19 protein-coding genes are annotated in these 17,325 nt (G+C 55.1%); 15 read left to right on the top strand and 4 right to left on the bottom strand.

What is annotated here, in order from left to right; all coding sequences use genetic code 11:
* Positions 1–59 precede the first annotated feature (59 nt).
* From msrA to cynS, 3 genes are all read left to right on the top strand, one after another.
* Complete coding sequence (gene msrA, locus V2P20_RS11385) at positions 60–710, top strand: peptide-methionine (S)-S-oxide reductase MsrA (RefSeq protein WP_331818383.1); 651 nt, start codon at positions 60–62, stop codon at positions 708–710.
* A 170-nt stretch (positions 711–880) separates the two neighbouring features.
* Positions 881–2,083 (top strand): NAD-dependent formate dehydrogenase, encoded by a 1,203-nt coding sequence (locus V2P20_RS11380; protein WP_331818381.1) that lies wholly within the window; start codon positions 881–883, stop codon positions 2,081–2,083.
* Between the two features lie 311 nt (positions 2,084–2,394).
* Positions 2,395–2,838, top strand: a complete 444-nt coding sequence (cynS, locus tag V2P20_RS11375; RefSeq protein WP_331818379.1) for a cyanase — start codon at positions 2,395–2,397, stop codon at positions 2,836–2,838.
* A 377-nt stretch (positions 2,839–3,215) separates the two neighbouring features.
* On the opposite strand, the gene V2P20_RS11370 is transcribed toward cynS, so the two are convergent.
* Entirely contained in the window at positions 3,216–3,407 is a 192-nt protein-coding gene (locus V2P20_RS11370) for a helix-turn-helix transcriptional regulator (RefSeq protein ID WP_331818377.1), read from the bottom strand.
* Positions 3,408–3,559: 152 nt separating this feature from the next.
* On the bottom strand, positions 3,560–4,765 hold the full coding sequence (gene chrA / locus V2P20_RS11365; RefSeq protein WP_331818375.1) for a chromate efflux transporter: 1,206 nt from the start codon (positions 4,763–4,765) through the stop codon (positions 3,560–3,562).
* 84 nt (positions 4,766–4,849) lie between these two features.
* On the opposite strand from chrA, the gene V2P20_RS11360 reads away from it, so the two are divergent.
* The 3 genes from V2P20_RS11360 to V2P20_RS11350 all read left to right on the top strand — a co-directional run bounded on the left by V2P20_RS11360 (position 4,850) and on the right by V2P20_RS11350 (position 7,667).
* On the top strand, positions 4,850–5,632 hold the full coding sequence (locus V2P20_RS11360; protein ID WP_331818373.1) for a sulfite exporter TauE/SafE family protein: 783 nt from the start codon (positions 4,850–4,852) through the stop codon (positions 5,630–5,632).
* 222 nt (positions 5,633–5,854) lie between these two features.
* Complete coding sequence (locus V2P20_RS11355) at positions 5,855–6,577, top strand: hemerythrin domain-containing protein (protein ID WP_331818371.1); 723 nt, start codon at positions 5,855–5,857, stop codon at positions 6,575–6,577.
* A gap of 67 nt (positions 6,578–6,644) precedes the next feature.
* Positions 6,645–7,667 carry a cytochrome c peroxidase gene (locus tag V2P20_RS11350; protein ID WP_331818369.1) on the top strand — a complete coding sequence of 341 codons (1,023 nt, stop codon included), beginning with the start codon at positions 6,645–6,647 and terminating at the stop codon, positions 7,665–7,667.
* Position 7,668: 1 nt separating this feature from the next.
* Here the strand turns inward: V2P20_RS11350 and V2P20_RS11345 are convergent, their stop codons facing one another.
* Positions 7,669–7,815: a hypothetical protein gene (locus V2P20_RS11345; protein ID WP_331818367.1), complete on the bottom strand. Its 147-nt coding sequence runs from the start codon at positions 7,813–7,815 to the stop codon at positions 7,669–7,671.
* Positions 7,816–8,429: 614 nt separating this feature from the next.
* Here V2P20_RS11345 and V2P20_RS11340 point away from each other — a divergent pair.
* The 7 genes from V2P20_RS11340 to V2P20_RS11310 all read left to right on the top strand — a co-directional run bounded on the left by V2P20_RS11340 (position 8,430) and on the right by V2P20_RS11310 (position 14,367).
* Positions 8,430–9,860, top strand: coding sequence for an alginate export family protein (locus V2P20_RS11340; protein ID WP_331818402.1), 1,431 nt, complete (start codon positions 8,430–8,432; stop codon positions 9,858–9,860).
* A 73-nt stretch (positions 9,861–9,933) separates the two neighbouring features.
* Positions 9,934–10,698 carry a molybdate ABC transporter substrate-binding protein gene (gene modA, locus V2P20_RS11335; RefSeq protein WP_331818365.1) on the top strand — a complete coding sequence of 255 codons (765 nt, stop codon included), beginning with the start codon at positions 9,934–9,936 and terminating at the stop codon, positions 10,696–10,698.
* Positions 10,699–10,705: 7 nt separating this feature from the next.
* Positions 10,706–11,392 (top strand): molybdate ABC transporter permease subunit, encoded by a 687-nt coding sequence (gene modB / locus V2P20_RS11330; protein ID WP_331818400.1) that lies wholly within the window; start codon positions 10,706–10,708, stop codon positions 11,390–11,392.
* Complete coding sequence (gene modC / locus V2P20_RS11325; protein WP_331818399.1) at positions 11,392–12,468, top strand: molybdenum ABC transporter ATP-binding protein; 1,077 nt, start codon at positions 11,392–11,394, stop codon at positions 12,466–12,468. The genes modB and modC overlap by 1 nt, the downstream gene beginning before the upstream one ends.
* 25 nt (positions 12,469–12,493) lie before the next feature.
* Positions 12,494–12,922 carry a TOBE domain-containing protein gene (locus V2P20_RS11320; RefSeq protein ID WP_331818363.1) on the top strand — a complete coding sequence of 143 codons (429 nt, stop codon included), beginning with the start codon at positions 12,494–12,496 and terminating at the stop codon, positions 12,920–12,922.
* A 157-nt stretch (positions 12,923–13,079) separates the two neighbouring features.
* On the top strand, positions 13,080–13,601 hold the full coding sequence (msrB, locus tag V2P20_RS11315) for a peptide-methionine (R)-S-oxide reductase MsrB (RefSeq protein WP_331818362.1): 522 nt from the start codon (positions 13,080–13,082) through the stop codon (positions 13,599–13,601).
* A 91-nt stretch (positions 13,602–13,692) separates the two neighbouring features.
* A complete protein-coding gene (locus V2P20_RS11310) occupies positions 13,693–14,367 on the top strand; it encodes an HAD-IA family hydrolase (RefSeq protein WP_331818361.1) in 675 nt (224 codons plus the stop codon).
* Here V2P20_RS11310 and V2P20_RS11305 read toward each other — a convergent pair.
* A complete protein-coding gene (locus V2P20_RS11305) occupies positions 14,364–14,936 on the bottom strand; it encodes a CAP domain-containing protein (RefSeq protein WP_331818359.1) in 573 nt (190 codons plus the stop codon). The two genes, V2P20_RS11310 and V2P20_RS11305, sit on opposite strands and share 4 nt — an antisense overlap.
* A gap of 371 nt (positions 14,937–15,307) precedes the next feature.
* Between V2P20_RS11305 and V2P20_RS11300 the strand changes: the two genes are divergently transcribed.
* Both V2P20_RS11300 and V2P20_RS11295 read left to right on the top strand, forming a co-directional pair.
* Positions 15,308–16,453, top strand: coding sequence for an ABC transporter permease (locus V2P20_RS11300; protein WP_331818357.1), 1,146 nt, complete (start codon positions 15,308–15,310; stop codon positions 16,451–16,453).
* Between the two features lie 11 nt (positions 16,454–16,464).
* Entirely contained in the window at positions 16,465–17,232 is a 768-nt protein-coding gene (locus V2P20_RS11295; protein ID WP_331818355.1) for an ATP-binding cassette domain-containing protein, read from the top strand.
* Positions 17,233–17,325 lie beyond the last annotated feature (93 nt).

The following is a 17,325-nucleotide window of genomic DNA, read 5'->3' as shown; positions in this document are numbered from 1 at the left end:
ACGGTATAAAGAAGGACATATTTGTGAACAGATGGCATCGAGCATTTTGGTCTTTACCTATGATAGGCGTTTTAGTGATCGCAACTGGCGTATTGCTGAGTTCTTCAGTGCTTGCGGGCAAAAGCGGCAATCCTTCCCTGAATAAAGCGGCTGTCGGTCCTGATACCTCTTATATCGTCCTGGGGATGGGATGTTTCTGGGGCGCGGAAAAACGCATGCAAGCCTTGGCAGGCGTATTGGATGTTGAGGCCGGCTATGCCGGGGGCGATATCGCCCACCCCAACTACCAGGCACTCCACGATACCGAAAAATCCATACAGGAAGGCAAAGCCGTCAAAAACCATGCGGAAGTGGTCAAAGTCTATTACGACCCCAGGCAGACGACGCTTGAACGGGTCCTGATTCAGTTTTGGGAAAACCACAACCCCACCCAGGGCAATCGCCAGGGCAACGATGTAGGCAGCAATTACCGCAGTGCCATCTTTTATCGTACCGATGAAGAACGGCAGCTGGCGGAGAAAACACGGGACATCTATCAAACCAATTTAAAAGCGGCCGGCATCACCAAGCCCATTACCACTGAAATTGCTCCGCTGAAAAACTATACGTCCGCCGAAGCGTATCATCAGGATTATCTGAAAAAAAATCCGCTGGGCTATTGCGGTCTGGGAGGGTCCGGAGTTGCCTATCGTGATCCGAAGCAGCAATAACGATTCGATTCAATGATAACCGCGAGTTATCAAGCGATATCTCCAAACGATAAGACGCCCGTCACCGGTAAAGCGGGCAATATTGTCATCTGGCCAGGATAAACTCCGGTCCCGATCAATCAAAGATCAGGACCGATCTTCAAAATTCAACTCATGATGGAGATGGAAAAATGGCTAAAATTATTTGTGTTCTTTACGATGATCCGATCGACGGTTATCCGACTTCCTACGCACGGGATGACTGCCCGCAGCCGGAGCGTTACCCGGACGGGCAAACCTTGCCGACGCCCAAGGCCATTGACTTCAAGCCCGGCGCCCTGCTTGGCAGCGTGTCCGGCGAACTGGGCCTGCGCAAGTATCTGGAATCAAACGGCCACCAATTTATCATCACCTCCAGCAAGGATGGCGCCGACAGCGTTCTGGACCGCGAACTGCATGATGCCGACATCGTGATTTCGCAGCCGTTCTGGCCGGCTTACATGACGGCCGAACGCATCGCCAAGGCGAAAAATCTCAAGATGATCGTGACGGCCGGCATCGGCTCTGACCATACTGACCTGCAGGCGGCGATGGAGCGCGGCATTACTGTCGCCGAAGTCACCTACTGCAACAGCAACAGCGTTGCCGAGCATGTGGTGATGGCGACGCTCGCGCTGGTGCGCAACTATATCCCGTCCTACAACTGGGTGATCAAAGGCGGCTGGAATATCGCCGACTGCGTGGCGCGCTCCTACGACCTGGAAGCGATGCAAGTCGGTACTGTGGCTGCCGGCCGTATCGGTCTGCGGGTACTGCGCCTGCTCAAACCTTTCGGTGTGAAATTGCATTATATGGATCGCCATCGCCTGCCGGAATCGGTCGAGCAGGAACTCGACCTGACCTATCACACCAGCCTGGACAGCCTGACCAAGGTGTGCGACGTCGTGACATTGAACTGCCCGCTGCATCCTGAAACCGAGCACATGATCAACGAGCAGACGCTGAAGAATTTCAAACGCGGCGCTTACCTAATCAATACGGCGCGCGGCAAATTGTGCGATCGCGACGCCATCGTCCGCGCCCTGGAAAGCGGTCAATTGGCGGGCTATGCCGGCGATGTCTGGTTTCCTCAGCCGGCGCCGAACGACCATCCGTGGCGCACGATGCCGCATCACGGCATGACGCCGCACATTTCAGGCACCAGCCTGTCGGCGCAGACGCGCTATGCAGCCGGCGTGCGCGAGATACTGGAATGCTACTTCGAGGGCCGGCCCATCCGCAACGAGTATCTGGTGGTTCAAGGCGGCCAGCTGGCGGGCGTGGGTGCGCATTCCTACAGCAAAGGCGACGCCACCGGCGGGTCGGAAGAAGCGGCTAAATTCAAGAAGAATTGATAACCGTCGTTTGACCTGAAAGCGGAATGCGGCAATTAATGCCTGCATCCCTTTAACCAACTTGGGGAAGAGCTTAACCTGTGGCGCTCAGAAATAGAACAAGAAATAGCGGCAAAGCCCTTCCGCCAAGCCCTTCTCTATCCTGCATGAAGCTAGCCTGGATCGAGCCTGGCCTTTGCTTCTGTTGCTGCCCTGCGTCAGCTTTCCCGATTCTGAAGCAATTTTGTCGACATATTAATGAAAGAAGTCCTCATGAATCGCTATCCATCCATACCGCCTCTATGCGTTTTTTCACATACCGGGAGAACCCAATGAACAGACTCAAAGTCACTGAGAAAATCATCATCACGAAAGTCAGACGAGGGCTGAAATGGGCTGACGTCGCGGCAAAGGTTGGCCTGAGCAAGGAATGGGTCACGGCCGCCTGTCTGGGCCAGATGACGCTCACAAATGAACAAGCTGCCGTGGTGGGAGAACTGTTCGATCTGGCCGAGGAGGAGAGGCAGTGGCTGACGGTTGTGCCTTACAAGGGCTCGTTGCCCACCAGCATTCCGACCGATCCGTTGATCTATCGCTTCTACGAATTGATCAATGTGTACGGAACGACCTTCAAAGAACTGATCCAGGAAGAGTTCGGCGACGGCATCATGAGCGCCATCGATTTCAAGATGGATCTGACCCGTGAGCCCGATCCGAATGGCGACCGCGTCAAGATCACTATGTCAGGAAAATTTCTTCCTTACAAAACCTACTGAAGCATCCTTCATGGAAATCAAACCGCAACTCCCCCGCTTTTTGTTTGTGTAACTGATGTTGCGCATCAGTCGGATTGAGACAGGTTTAAAAAGTACCGCCAGCGCGACAGCACTCTATCGACAGGACTGTCACCACTCGTCAGCTGGCTCGGCTTCTGCCGGAGGCGCCAGCCTCCGGCATCGTGCTTACGAAAGAGTAAGCCTCGACCTCATAGGTCCTTGCACTGCGGCAAGTAGGGCTTTTTGTCGCAGATGAGCGGGCCTCCGTTGATCGTGTGCCAGACGCTGACCGAGGTCGTGGACTTTAGTGCTAATTTTCATTCTCTGATTCATGAGAATCTCCGCTTCAGCATTTCGATCACTACGCTTGCATGGCGTTACTCGACTGATCCGGAGCCGTTGGCAGATCCCTGATCGCCCAGCACTTCTGCCATCAGCTCCCGCAGCTTGGGCTTGATATCTTCCAGGGCGACACGGCCCCGGTCGGTAATCCGATAGTACTTGCGTATCTTGCCATTCACTACGGCCCGTTCGACGCAGAGGTAGCCTTTTTTCTCTAACCCGTGCAATCGGGTACAGCGTCCCGGCGCTCATCTCGTAACTATATCGCCGCAGCTCTTTGATGATGCCGAGGCCGAAGATGGGCTCCTCGGCGGCATGATGCAGAATGTGCAGGCGGATCAGGCCGCCATAAAGGTCTTTGTCGGTCATGTTCTCGGCCTCACAGAATGAAACTCAGCAGCCAACCTGCCGTGCCGCTCCCGACGACAACCAGCCACGGCGGAAGCTGCCAGAACATCAGCGCGATGAAGGCGACTAGCGCTAACCCGAAGTCTTGCGGCTGATGAATGGCGCTGGTCCATACGGGCTGATACAGCGCCGCCAGCAGCAGGCCGACCACGGCCGCATTGATGCCGGCCAGTGCCGCTTGCATGCCCACGCTGCGGCGCAATTGCTCCCAGAATGGCAGTGCCCCGATGACCAGTAGGAAGGACGGCGTGAAAATCGCCAATAGGCAAATCAGGCCGCCGATCCAGCCGGAAGGTCCGGTGTTCATCGAAGCCCCAAGGAATGCGGCGAAGGTGAACAAAGGACCGGGCACCGCTTGGGCTGCTCCATAACCCGCCAGGAAGGACTCATTGCTCACCCAACCCGAGGGCACCACTTCGGCCTGCAGCAACGGTAGCACGACGTGGCCTCCGCCGAACACCAGTGATCCCGCTCGATAGAACGCATCCACCATCGCCAGGGTCTGCCCCGGCAGCAGTTTGGCCAACATCGGCAGCACAGCCAGCAAGACAAAGAACAGCGACAACCAGAGAACTCCAGCCCGGCGGCTGACCGTGACCGGCAGCGGATCATGTGTAGTCGCCTGCACAGGTTTGAACAGCAGCAGGCCCGCGATGCCGGCACCGGCAATCACACTGATCTGGCCCCAAGTCGAAGGTTCAAGCAAGACGATGCAGGCGGCAATCGCCATCAGCGAGACACGCGGCGTATCCGGGCACAGGCTGCGAGCCATCCCCCATATCGCCTGAGCAACCACGGCGACCGCGACCACTTTCAGGCCATGCAGCGCACCGGGTGCGACAGCATCGCCATAATTGGCAATGCCCAATGCGAATAAGATCAATGCGATCGTTGAAGGCAGCGTAAATCCCGCCCATGCCGCCAGCGCCCCGCTATACCCCGACCTCGACAGGCCTAACGCGATCCCGACCTGGCTACTGGCCGGCCCCGGCAAGAACTGGCACAGCGCCACCAGATCCGCATAACTGCGTTCGCTCAGCCAGTGGCGGCGAGTCACGAATTCGTCACGAAAATAGCCCAAGTGCGCGATGGGACCGCCGAAGGAGGTTAACCCCAGGCGCAGGAAAATGAGAAAGATTGACCATGGGCTGCGGTCATGAGGGTGGATAATCGTCATGCGTTTGCTTTCTCGCTTTGAAACAAAGGTGGCTTATAATAATCAAAATCGATAACGAAATTCGATTATAGATAAGGCTCTCCCATGGAACTGATTCTGATTGGCGCCGTGGCGCTGCTGACTTCCGGCCTTACACTGTTTTCCGGATTTGGCCTCGGTACCATCCTGATGCCGGTATTCGCGCTGTTCTTTCCGGTGTCGCTGGCCATCGCCACCACGGCTGTGGTGCACTTCGCCAACAACATCTTCAAGTTCGGCTTGCTGGCCAAGCAGGCTGACTGGCAGGTGGTGGTGCGCTTCGGCGTGCCGGCTGCCATTGCGGCTATAGTGGGAGCAAGTCTCCTCAATCTGTTCGATAAAATGCCGCCTCTAGCGCACTATACTCTCGGCGAATCGACCTTCGAGATTACGGTCGTCAAGGCGGTCGTCGGCCTCTTGCTCGTAGCGTTCTCACTGCTGGAATTGTGGCCCCGTTTTCAGGCTTTGGCGTTTCCGTCGCGTTGGCTACCGCTGGGCGGCGCGCTATCTGGATTCTTTGGCGGCCTGTCCGGCAATCAAGGGGCGCTGCGTTCGGCCTTTCTGATCAAGGCGGGTCTGTCGAAAGAAGCTTTCGTGGCGACCGGTGTGGTTGCTGCAGTGATCGTCGATGCCTCACGCCTGATCGTGTACGGAACCGACATCGCGGCGGACCACCTGGCGCAATCTCAGAAGCTGATCGCGCCGGTTGTGGTAGGCACACTCTGCGCCTTTATCGGCTCGTTCGTGGGCCGGCAGGCGCTGCGGAAAGTCACATTGCAGGCTGTGCAGATTATCGTTGCGCTGGCGATGTTATTGATCGGAGTCGGGCTGGCATCCGGCCTGATTTAGTCTCTCAGGCCATTTAGTCTTGTAGATACACCACGGCAGTAGCTCGGCAATGCGCTGGTGCAAGCCCAAAAACGATGATCAAAGCCGTCTAAAGCAGAATCGTGAGCTGGCCGGATGCCGATAGCATGAGGCCTAAGATGATTCCGGATGCGCTTCATCCGATAACTTGTTTAACCCCACTTCTGAAAAATACGTTCGACTAACATAATGAGGAGATTGACCATGATGCAGTACACCTCACGTAGGCAATTTATCCAAAAGGCTGGCACTTTGGCTTGTGGAGCGGCGGTATTCGCACAGCCGGCTTTGGCCTTTGCCCGAGAAGACGCCGCAAAACAAAAAAAGCAAGATACGGTTGAAGAAGTGTCTCCGGTGGAAGACCTGATGCGCGAACATGGCGTGCTCGACCGTATTCTGCTTATTTACGACGAAATCCTGTGGCGGCGTCTGCCAAAAAACGCCGATTTCCCGCCCGAAGTGTTGTCGAAAGGCGCCGATCTGGTCCGCCGCTTTCTTGAGGATTATCACGGAAAGCTGGAAGAAGACTACGTTTTTCCACGTTTCGAGAAAGCCGGGAAACTGACCGATCTCGTGCAGGTACTGCGCACTCAGCATCGGGCCGGACGCCAGTTGACCGATGTCATCAAGGGAACCACGCTCCAGACTGTCAAGACGCCGGCAGAACGTGACAAGCTGAGCACCGCCCTGCGCCTGTTCGTCCGCATGTATCGGCCTCATGCCGCACGCGAAGATACGGTGCTGTTCCCGGCTTTTCGTTCTCTCGTTTCCGCCCATGAATATGCCGCCTTGGGCGAGGCCTTCGAAAATAAGGAACATGCGCTATTTGGCAAGGAGGGGTTCGAGAAGATCGTCGCCGAAGTGGGTGATCTTGAGCGCATGCTCGGTCTTAATGATCTGGCCAGCTTTACGCCGAAATTAGATTAAGTGGGGCACGCATATGACTAGTCATCCATTGACAGCAACAAGTAAATCGTCCTCCTGGACATCGGGTATGGCTTGGGCAATAGCGCTTCTTGCACTAACGGCCCAGGCTCGGGAGGCACAAGCGCCCTTGATGGAAAAAGTCCATCAGGTATTCAAGCCGCTCCCTCAAGATATGGCGACCGATGAGTTTCCCATCGATACCACGCGTGTCGCGCTGGGCAGGAAGTTGTTTTTTGACCCCCGGCTGTCTCTCGACGGTACCGTGAGCTGTGCGACCTGCCACCGTCCCGCCCTCTACGGCACTGATGCCTTGGCGAAATCGGTCGGCGTCGAGCATCGCCTGAATGCCCACAATGCGCCCACTGTGCTCAATGCTGCGCTCCAGTTCAAGGCCCATTGGACCGGCGAGCGTCAAAACGTGGAGGAGCAGGCGATGAAATCGCTGATCGGGCATGCCAGTTTCGGCAATTCCGACTTTGCAGCGGTCATCCGCAAGATCAAGGCCCTGCCCGGCTATGAGGCGGAATTCAAACAAGCCTTTGCGAACGATCCTGAACCGGTGAAGCCTGACAACTGGGGCAAGGCGATCGGGGCTTATGAGCGTACCTTGGTGACACCCTCGCCATTCGACGTCTTTCTCAAAGGCGATGCCAAGGCTTTGGCTCCCCAAGCGCAGAATGGCTTAAAGACCTTCATCGAGCTCGGCTGCGCGTCCTGCCACAACGGCGTGGGAATCGGCGGTTCTTCATTTCAGAAATTCGGCGTCGTTGAGGACTACTGGACGCAAACGGGCAGCCAACCCATTGATGAGGGCCGTTTCACCGCCACCAAAAATCCCGCCGATAAGTACGTCTTCAAAGTGCCCAGTCTTCGTAATGTCGCCATGACGCCGCCGTATTTTCATGATGGTTCGGTCGCTACCCTGCCGCAAGCGGTACGCGTCATGGGCAAAGTACAACTCGGCAGAGAACTGACCGATCAGGAAGTCCATGACTTGGTAGACTTCCTGAACAGTTTGACGGGTAAGCAACCCGAAGACTTCATCGCTGAGCCGGTATTGATGCCGCAGGCATTTTCAGCGTCGCCTTGAGTCAATCATGTGCATCCCCTGCCAGGGCGAAAAACGCGAGCATGCTGAGCGCCATCAGACAGTTGTCTTTTACCCATGGAACACAAGTAACGCGGCCATGAAGTGCTTCTTTTTCTTCAAAATGCAGGAGGCCTGTCGTGCTACTCAAGCTGATAAATTCCTACAGTAATTTAATTCCAAGCAACAATCTGCCTTTCATCTTCGATATTTACTTTTATACATAACGATCTATAAAATACGGCCTTTTGCGGTTCAAGCCGCCGGTTGGGAATGGCGCGTGCAACTTGGAGGAAGCTGAGCCATGGCACGGGGGAGGTGCTGCCCGCTGCCCGTCCAGCAACACTATGTCGGTTTGTCAGCCAGAAAGCGCCAAGCGGTTATCCGCTTTTTGGAATTGCTATGGCGCTTTGTGGATGAAAAAACAATTGAATAATCGTTCCATCACTCAACCTACAAAACATAACAAAATGTTTGAAACCCAACATTATTTATTTTCTGACACAACAATAATAACTGATATAACTCAATAACATGTGCCATCTCAATAATTGGTACGCCATTTGCTTAAAAGCTATTATCGTTATATACTAGTATACATAACGTGTTAAACTAGATCGATGCTTATTTTGGGGCTTTCAGAGTAAGTGTTGCTATATAGATTCCGTACCCACAATAATTATAGGTTTGACCGTGCAAAGAAAGCATATTATCGGCATTACTGCTGGCCATACACTCAGTTTAATTATCGCCGGCAGCATTTACATGGGGGGCAGCAATACTGCCCAGGCGGCAGAAGAAAAGAAAAGCTACACCAAACCGCCCTTCTCCGTATTTTCCAGCCAAATGCGCGATGCATTGACCGGCTACGGCAAATACGAAAAACCGGTCTGGAATCTGCATGATGCATTGAATTTACCGGAGTGGCTGTCAGTATCTCTAGAGCAACGCACCCGCTACGAAACCATGGATGGCACTTTCCGCGCCAACAGCCAGGGCGGAGACCAGCAGATTCCGCTGCAAAACGACCTGTGGATGGAAGCGCGCTTCGGCCATTTCCGCGCTGGCGGTGAATTTCTGGATGCCAGGCAATTCGGTGCGGATCAAGGCTCCGGCATCAATAATACTCATGTCGACGAAGCCGACTTCATCCAGGGTTACCTGGCCTGGGCCGATCAGAATGTCGCTTACAGCGGCCTGGGCGCGGAAGTCATCGCCGGCCGCCAGACGCTGAATTTCGGCAGCCGCCGCCTGGTGGCCCGCAACGTGTTCCGCAATACCATCAACAGCTTTGACGGTGTGCGGCTGCGGGTTCTCGACTACGACAGATGGCAATTCAATGCTTTCGTCACCATGCCGGTCGGCCGTTATCCTAATGATTCAACACAGCTACTCGACCATTTCCACAGCTTCGACGAGCCAGAATACCAGACCTGGTTCTCCGGCGGCTTCCTGGAAGTCTACGATTTGCCCTGGAAAATGAACGCCGAGCTGTATCTGTATCACCTGGACGAAGGTGACCGCAAACGCAATCCGACGCGCAACCGCCGCTTCTTCACGCCCGGCATGCGTTTTTACATCAAACCTACCAAAGCGAGCTTCGATTTCCAATCGGAAACCATCGGCCAATTCGGTACGGTACGCGCGACAACCGCTGCCAACGACGGCCGCGACCTGGACCATTCCGCCTGGTTCCAGCACCTCGATGTCGGCTATACCTTTGACATGCCGTGGACGCCGCGCCTGGCGCTCGAATACGATTACGCCAGCGGCGATCACGACCCGAACGACGGTAAGGACCAGCGCTTCGATACCCTGTTCGGCGCGCGCCGCTTTGACTTCGGCCCCACCGGCATCTATGGCGCTTTTGCCCGCAGCAATATCAATACGCCGGGCTACCGGATCGGCATTAATCCGCGTTCCGACGTGCAAGCTTTCTTAGCTCATCGGTTTTTCTGGCTGGCTGAAGACAAGGACGCCTGGACCAGTGCCAATTTACGTGACAAGACCGGCAAGACCGGTAATTACATCGGCCAGCAACTGGAGTTATCGGCACGCTGGGATGTCAACAGCAGCCTGAATCTGGAAACCGGCTGGGCGCATCTGTTCAAGGGCACCTTTGCCAAAAACGCGCCATCGGCGCCGGAAGCCAAGGATGTTGACTATTTCTATGTGCAGAGTTTGTTTCGGTTTTAGTATCATGCCGCCCTTGCAGCGCTTGATTCATAGTTGCGCACTGCAACGGGCATTTTTATTTTGGAGATAAGCCATGTCATTTAATTCTTTAAAGAGCGCCCTGCTGATTTTGTGTCTGTTTTCTCTCAATGCGATTGCGCATGCCGAAACCACGCTGGTCGCAGTCGCAGCCAACTTCAGCCAGCCGATGACCGAAATCGCCGAGGCGTTTGAGAAAGCCACCGGCCACAGCGCCAAGCTGTCATTCGGTTCCTCGGGCAAATTTGTCGCTCAATTCGAGAGCGGCGCGCCGTTTGAAGTGTTTCTGTCGGCCGACAACGAAAAGCCGCTCAAGCTGGAGCAAGCCGGCTTGGCTGTGCCTGGCAGCCGCTTCACTTATGCCGTCGGCAAATTGGTTTTATGGTCGGCCACGCCAGGTCTGGTCGACGATCAGGGGCAGATTCTCGACAAAGGCGGTTTCAAGCATCTGGCCCTGGCCGATCCCAAACTGGCGCCTTACGGCGCGGCGGCGATCGAGTTGATGAAAAACAAGGGCGTACTGGAAAAACTCCAGCCCTTGCTCGTGCAGGGTGAAAACATTGCCCAAGCCTATCAGTTCGTCAGTACCGGAAACGCCGAACTCGGTTTCGTGGCACTGTCGCAAGCCATTAAAGATGGCAAAATTGCCAGCGGTTCAGGCTGGATTGTGCCCGACAACCTGCACAGCCCTATTCTGCAGGATGCGGTACTGCTGAAAATCGGCGCCGAAAACCCGGCCGCGCCGGCACTGCTGAAATTTCTGAAATCGCCGGAAGCGTTGGCGATCATCCGCAAATACGGCTACGGCATTGCCGGGTAACAAGATGATGCTGGATGCGGCCGATATCAGCGCCCTGTGGCTGACCTTCCAGGTCGCGAGCCTTTCCACACTGCTGATGCTGCTGCTGGGAACGCCGCTGGCCTGGTGGCTGACCCGCACGACGTCGCGCTGGAAAGGCGTCTGCAATACCCTGGTCGCTTTGCCGCTGGTATTGCCGCCGAGCGTGCTGGGCTTTTATCTGCTGGTGCTGATGGGGCCGCACGGTCCCATCGGCCAACTGACGACCCAATTGGGCCTGGGCACCTTGCCGTTCACCTTCGGCGGCCTGGTCGTGGCGTCGGTCCTGTATTCACTGCCGTTCGTCGTGCAGCCCTTGCAGGCCGCCTTTGCCGCCATCGGCGATCGGCCCCTGGAAGCGGCGGCCACGCTGCGCGCCGGTCCGCTGGATACTTTTTTCAATGTCGTGGTGCCTTTAGCCCGGCCCGGCTTTTTGACCGCCACGATCCTGGGCTTTGCGCATACGGTCGGCGAATTCGGCGTGGTGCTGATGGTGGGCGGCAATATTCCCGACAAGACGCGGGTCGTGTCGGTGCAGATCTACAATCATGTCGAAGCGCTGGAATACGGTCGGGCGCACTGGCTGGCCGGCGGCCTGCTGGCGTTTTCATTCTCGGTATTGCTGTTGATGTACAGCGTGTTGAAAACCCACCCTGTCGCCCATCAACTTAAATGATCCAGACTATCAACGCCCGCTTTCTTCTCGATTACGGCGAATTTCAATTCGACGTCGATCTGTACCTGCCCGGTTCGGGCATTACTGTGCTGTTCGGCCCGTCCGGTTCCGGCAAGACCACTTTGCTGCGCTGCATTGCCGGTCTGCAGCGCGCGCCTCAAGGCTTTCTGGAAATCAACGGCAAGATCTGGCAAGACAGCGAGCGCGGCGTGTTTGTGCCGACCCATAAACGGGCTCTGGGTTATGTATTTCAGGAGGCCAGCCTGTTTCCGCATCTGACCGTCGCTGGAAACTTGCAGTTTGGCCTGAAACGGATCGGCAAAACACCGGACGCGGTCGATCTGCAACAGGTGATCGAACTGCTGGGCATCGGCCATCTATTGAACAGAATGCCCGAAGGTCTATCGGGCGGCGAGCGGCAACGCGTCGCCATAGCCCGGGCGCTAGCCCTGAACCCCGAAGTGCTGCTGATGGACGAGCCGCTGGCGGCGCTGGATTCCCAGCGCAAACAGGAAATCCTGCCGTTTCTGATCCGTCTGCATAGGGAACTCAACATTCCGGTGCTTTATGTCACGCACTCCCAGCAGGAAGTCGCGCAACTGGCCGACACTCTGGTGATTATGGCCGAAGGCCGGGCGCTGGCTTCGGGGCCGCTGGCGGAAACGCTGAGCCGTCTTGATGTGCCGCTGGCGCATGACAGAGAAGCGGCCACGGTCTGGCCTGTTACCGTCGTTGAGCACGAAATCGATTACCATCTGACTCACGTCGCTTTTGTCGGCGGCACGCTGAGTCTGCCGTCCATCGATGCCGATGCCGGCGCACAACTGCGCGTGCAAATTTATGCCCGGGATGTTAGCATCTGCCTTGAGGCGCCGAACGCCACCAGCATTCTCAATGTCCTTCTCGCCACTATCACAGGCCTGACCAATAGTCACGACGGCCAGACCGTGGTGCGCTTGCGGATCGGCACTCAGGCATTGCTGGCGCACATCACCCGCAAATCGGCAATATTGCTGGATTTGCAGGTCGGCATGGGGGTTTATGTGCAGATCAAAGGCACCTCGATCTTGAATTAATCAATACTAAATAGGGAGTTTTATCATGAAAGCAAGTGCACGCAATCAATTCAAAGGCACTGTCAAAGAAGTCATTATCGGCGCGGTCAACGCCGAAGTGCATGTGGGTCTGAGCGGAGGCGCTACGATTGTCGCCTCGATCACCAAAGATTCAGCGGAAAACCTGGCAATCAAAACCGGCACGGAAGTCATCGCGCTGGTCAAGGCGCCGCAAATCATCATTGTCACCGATTTCGGCGGCTACCGGCTTTCCGCCCGCAATCAACTGTCCGGAACGATCACTCAAGTCAAGCCGGGCGCGGTCAATGCCGAAGTCGACATCGAGTTAGCCGGCGGCGAACAGATTGCCGCCACCGTCACTAACGAAAGCGCTGAAACGCTGGGCTTGCGCAAAGGCCAGCCTGCAACCGTCGTATTCAAAGCCGGCGCGGTGATCCTGGGCGTTGCAAGTTAAGCGTTACCGATCTTTTCCGGGGATCGAACATCAGAACCGGCAGTTTCCCTTGCCTTTCTCTGTTCGCTCCCCGACTTTACGTGAATTACCGGAAATAAACATTGTCTTAAGGCAATGCTTACGATAGCGGCTATGTGTAATTTTCCGGAGGTTTGCTATGAACAAAACCATTTTATTGCTGACTTTATCGCTATGGGCCGCGACGGCTTCAGCCTGGGATGCCCGCTCATTCGTAAAGCCCACGCAGGATGAGCTGAAAAAACGGCTGACGCCGCTGCAGTTTGACGTGACGCAACACGAAGACACGGAGCGCGCGTTCGACAACGAGTACTGGAATAACAAGCAGCCCGGCATTTATGTTGATGTGGTTTCCGGCGAACCTTTGTTCAGCTCGCTGGACAAATACGACTCAGGCACAGGCTGGCCGAGTTTTACCAAGCCGATCGGCATGGACAGTATCACGACCAAAGTAGATCATGGTTTTTTCACGACGCGCACCGAAGTTCGCAGCCGCCTGGCCGACTCTCATCTGGGCCATGTCTTCGATGACGGCCCCAAAGAGGCGGGCGGCAAACGCTACTGCATGAATTCTGCCGCGCTGCGCTTCATTCCGGCCGACAAGCTCAAGGAAAGCGGCTATGGGGAATTTGCGCCATTATTTGAAAAAGAATCAAGGTAGCAATGCAACAATCAAAACTTGGTTGTCGTTAATAGAAAAAGTATGGAAGATATACGAAAATTTTTATAGTCTACGTCAGGCATCTCGATAAATGACCCTCATCTGTGTAATCTTTGATTTGGACGGCACGCTCGTGGATAGTGAGAGGCTTTGCAATCAAGCGTTTCTTGATCTGCTTCCGCAGTTGACCGATACCGTGGAGTCATTGATCCAACGATATCGCGGCAAAAAGCTGGCCCAAATTTTTTCTGATCTTGAGCGCCATCTTTGCCAGAATTTACCGGATAACTTTGAACACCATTACCGTCAACGTGTTACGGAACTCTTCTCTAGCGAGCTGAAACCCATGCCCGGCGTTATTGAAATGCTCGAAACCACGAATTTTCCCAAGTGCATTGCCTCAAGCGGACCGCCTTTGAAAATCCGTCAGGCGCTCGAAATTAGCGGTCTCGCGCCTTACTTTGGCAATAATATCTTCAGTTCGTATGAAGTTGGCTCTTGGAAGCCGGATCCGGGCTTATTCCAATACGCAGCGAATGCGATGGGTTTTTTACCCGGCCAATGCGTGGTTATAGAAGATAGCGAAGTTGGAATTGAGGCAGCCGCAGCGGCAGGAATGAACGCATTCCAGTATGTAGGCAATGGTGAAACCCCGTTAAGCCAAGCCGGAGATGCAGAGTCATTTGACGATATGCTGAAGCTTCCTCAATTGCTCGCCCAACTTGCCAATGGTACCCGCCCCATCGTTCCATTAGAGCGCCGTTAAAACATATCCTCCGTCACATAAACATCGTTGCCCGAGATGGCAACGCCGATGCCTTGCCGGTCAGTCAGAGGCGACAGGATATTTTTCCGGTGCGGCGGGCTGTCCATCCAGCTCTGCACTGTCGTTTGTGCGATCTGCTCCAGGCTGTACCAGATATATTCCTGGTCAACGGTAATGCCGTCCTGGATCGTCTTCAATATTGTGCTGTAAAGACTGTTCTGGAAAATATTTTCCGATAACCCGGTTCTCAATGTGTTGGGGCCGATCTGTTTTTGCCTGTTCCAGCCCTGGCGTTTACCGCGCTCGGCCGGACCTTCGCCCAGCGGATTGATGTGGCTGAAAAACTTGTACTTCGCCATATCCAGGCTGTGATTACGCGCTATAAACGCCAGCTTTTCATCCTGAACCAATGGGGCCAGGCCGTATTTCTGGCGCTCGCGATTGACCTGCAGGTGAATCTGATATTCCAGTTGAACCGGATTTATTCGGGGCGCGGTAATGACGTCGGCTTTTGCCGGGCCATAAAAAACCATCAGCCATAACAATGGCATTAGCAAGATTTTGTTCATTTTGGGATAGTAAAAAACAGATTTATCAGTTAGAGATTGAGGCAGGAAGATAAGTTGCCTTGTCGGGGCGCAAATTATAGTCAATCGCTACTTTAAAAATACTTAAACCTGTCAACAAGTAAACATACATTGTCTTATTGATTTGGTATGCAGGCTCTAACACCAGGATACAAAAGCCATCGCTGCTGTCTTAATCAGTGCCTTACCGGTATTTGTTGCCCAGTCAGATCCGGGCAGCGATACACTTTCTTGCATGAACTTTTCTTACTAAGGCGGAAACGATTTATGTTAAAGACAGGCATTATCAAAAAACCTCATGACCAGCGAGCAGAATCTGAATGCCTTGAAGACGATGCCCGCAGGAGAATGCCGTGAGCGCTGTCAGCGCTGTATCGGGCCATGTCAACTTCATTCGGATTGACGATTCGACCGTGGCTATACAGTTGACCGGCAACTGGGACCATGGCGCGACAATCAAGCAAGCCGAACAGGTGCTCGCGGATTTGGATGCCTCTAAAAATCCAAGCCATGTTTTGCTGCAGGCGCATGAGCTTGGAAGCTGGGACAGCCGGCTGCCGGCTTACCTCCTCAGGATCATCGATTATTGTCAGAGCCATGATATTGAAGTCGATGCCTCCGGATTGCCTGAAGGCGCACAGGCGCTGCTCAAACTGGCGCGCGCGGTGCCTGAGCGGGCCGGGGCGCGCCGCACGGAGCAAAAAAAATCCATGTTGGGCCAAATTGGCAAAACGGTCCTGAAAGGCCTTAAAGACGCCAAGGGGCTGATCGCTTTCATCGGCGAGGCCGTGCTGGCTTTCATAACGTTGGTCCGGGGCAAGGCGCGCTTTCGTACTGTTGATATGTTCTTGTGCATACAGGACGCCGGTCCCGCGGCCCTGCCGATCGTAACGCTGATCAGCTTGCTGGTGGGCCTGATTCTGGCTTTCGTCGGCGCCGTGCAGCTGGCTTTGTTCGGTGCCCAGATCTATATCGCCGATCTGGTCGGTCTGGGCACGGTGCGCGAGATGGGCGCGCTGATGACGGCCGTGATCATGTCCGGGCGCACCGGCGCCGCCTATGCCGCGCAGCTCGGCACCATGAACGTCAACAGCGAGATCGACGCCCTCAGGACTATGGGCATATCGCCGATGGAGTTCCTGGTACTGCCGCGCATGCTGGCGTTGATCCTGATGATGCCGCTGCTGTGCCTGTATGCCGACCTGATGGGCATTTTGGGCGGGGCGATGGTCACGATCAGCGCCTTCGATGTATCCTTGATTCAATACTACAACGAAACCCAAAAGGCCGTGGATCTGACCGATTTCAGCATCGGGCTGTTCAAAAGCCTGGTATTCGCAACCCTGATCGCAACGGCCGGATGCATGCGCGGCATGCAGTGCGGACGCAGCGCTTCGGCTGTCGGCGATGCCGCAACGGCGGCCGTGGTGAACAGCATCGTCTACATCGTGGTAGCCGATTCGGTGATTACGCTGATCTGCGATCGGCTCGGTATTTGAGTGGATAAGCCATGAATGCTCCGCACATCACGGTAAAGAATCTGACCATGGCTTACGGCGATTTCGTGATCCAGCGGGATTTGAATTTCACGATCGACCATGGCGATATCTTCATCATCATGGGCGGCAGCGGCTGCGGCAAAAGCACCCTGCTCAGGCATTTGATCGGCCTGCAGCGGCCTGCCAAAGGCGATGTGTTCTACGAACAGCAAGATTTCTGGCATGCCAGCGACGAAGAACGCACTCAGATCATGCGCCGCATCGGAGTTTTATACCAGAGCGGCGCCTTGTTCAGTTCCCTGACGCTGGCGGAAAACATTGCCTTGCCGCTGGGAGAGTTCACCGGCATGGGAAGCCGTGAAATTGCCGACATCGTATCCTACAAGCTTGCCCTGGTCGGTCTGGCGGGGTTCGAGGATTATTACCCGTCCGAGATCAGCGGCGGCATGCAAAAACGTGCCGGTCTGGCCCGGGCCATGGCGCTCGATCCCGAAATCCTGTTCTTCGACGAACCTTCGGCAGGGCTCGACCCGGTCAGCGCCAAACTGCTGGATGACCTGATCGCCAGCCTGCGCGACACGCTGGGGGCGACCATTGTCGTCGTCACCCACGAGCTGGCGAGCATCTTCGCCATCGGCACCAATTCGGTTTTCCTCGATCCCGAAACCAAGACCATGCGGGCGACCGGCTCGCCCAAAAAGCTGCTGGCTGAATCGAACGATGCCAAAATCATTCAATTTCTGACCCGAGGCGAAAGCAATGTCAATAAATCCGCATAGGATTCGGTTAAAAATAACTTTCCGGTTCACGAATGAAACTGGTGCTGATGTAGGGGCGAATTTATTTATGCCCTTTAGGGTACTTGTGCCCTT

This window comes from Methylobacter sp. Wu1, assembly GCF_036553575.1.
In the GTDB taxonomy this organism is placed as follows: domain Bacteria; phylum Pseudomonadota; class Gammaproteobacteria; order Methylococcales; family Methylomonadaceae; genus Methylobacter.
This window is presented reverse-complemented; position numbering and strand designations above follow the sequence as displayed.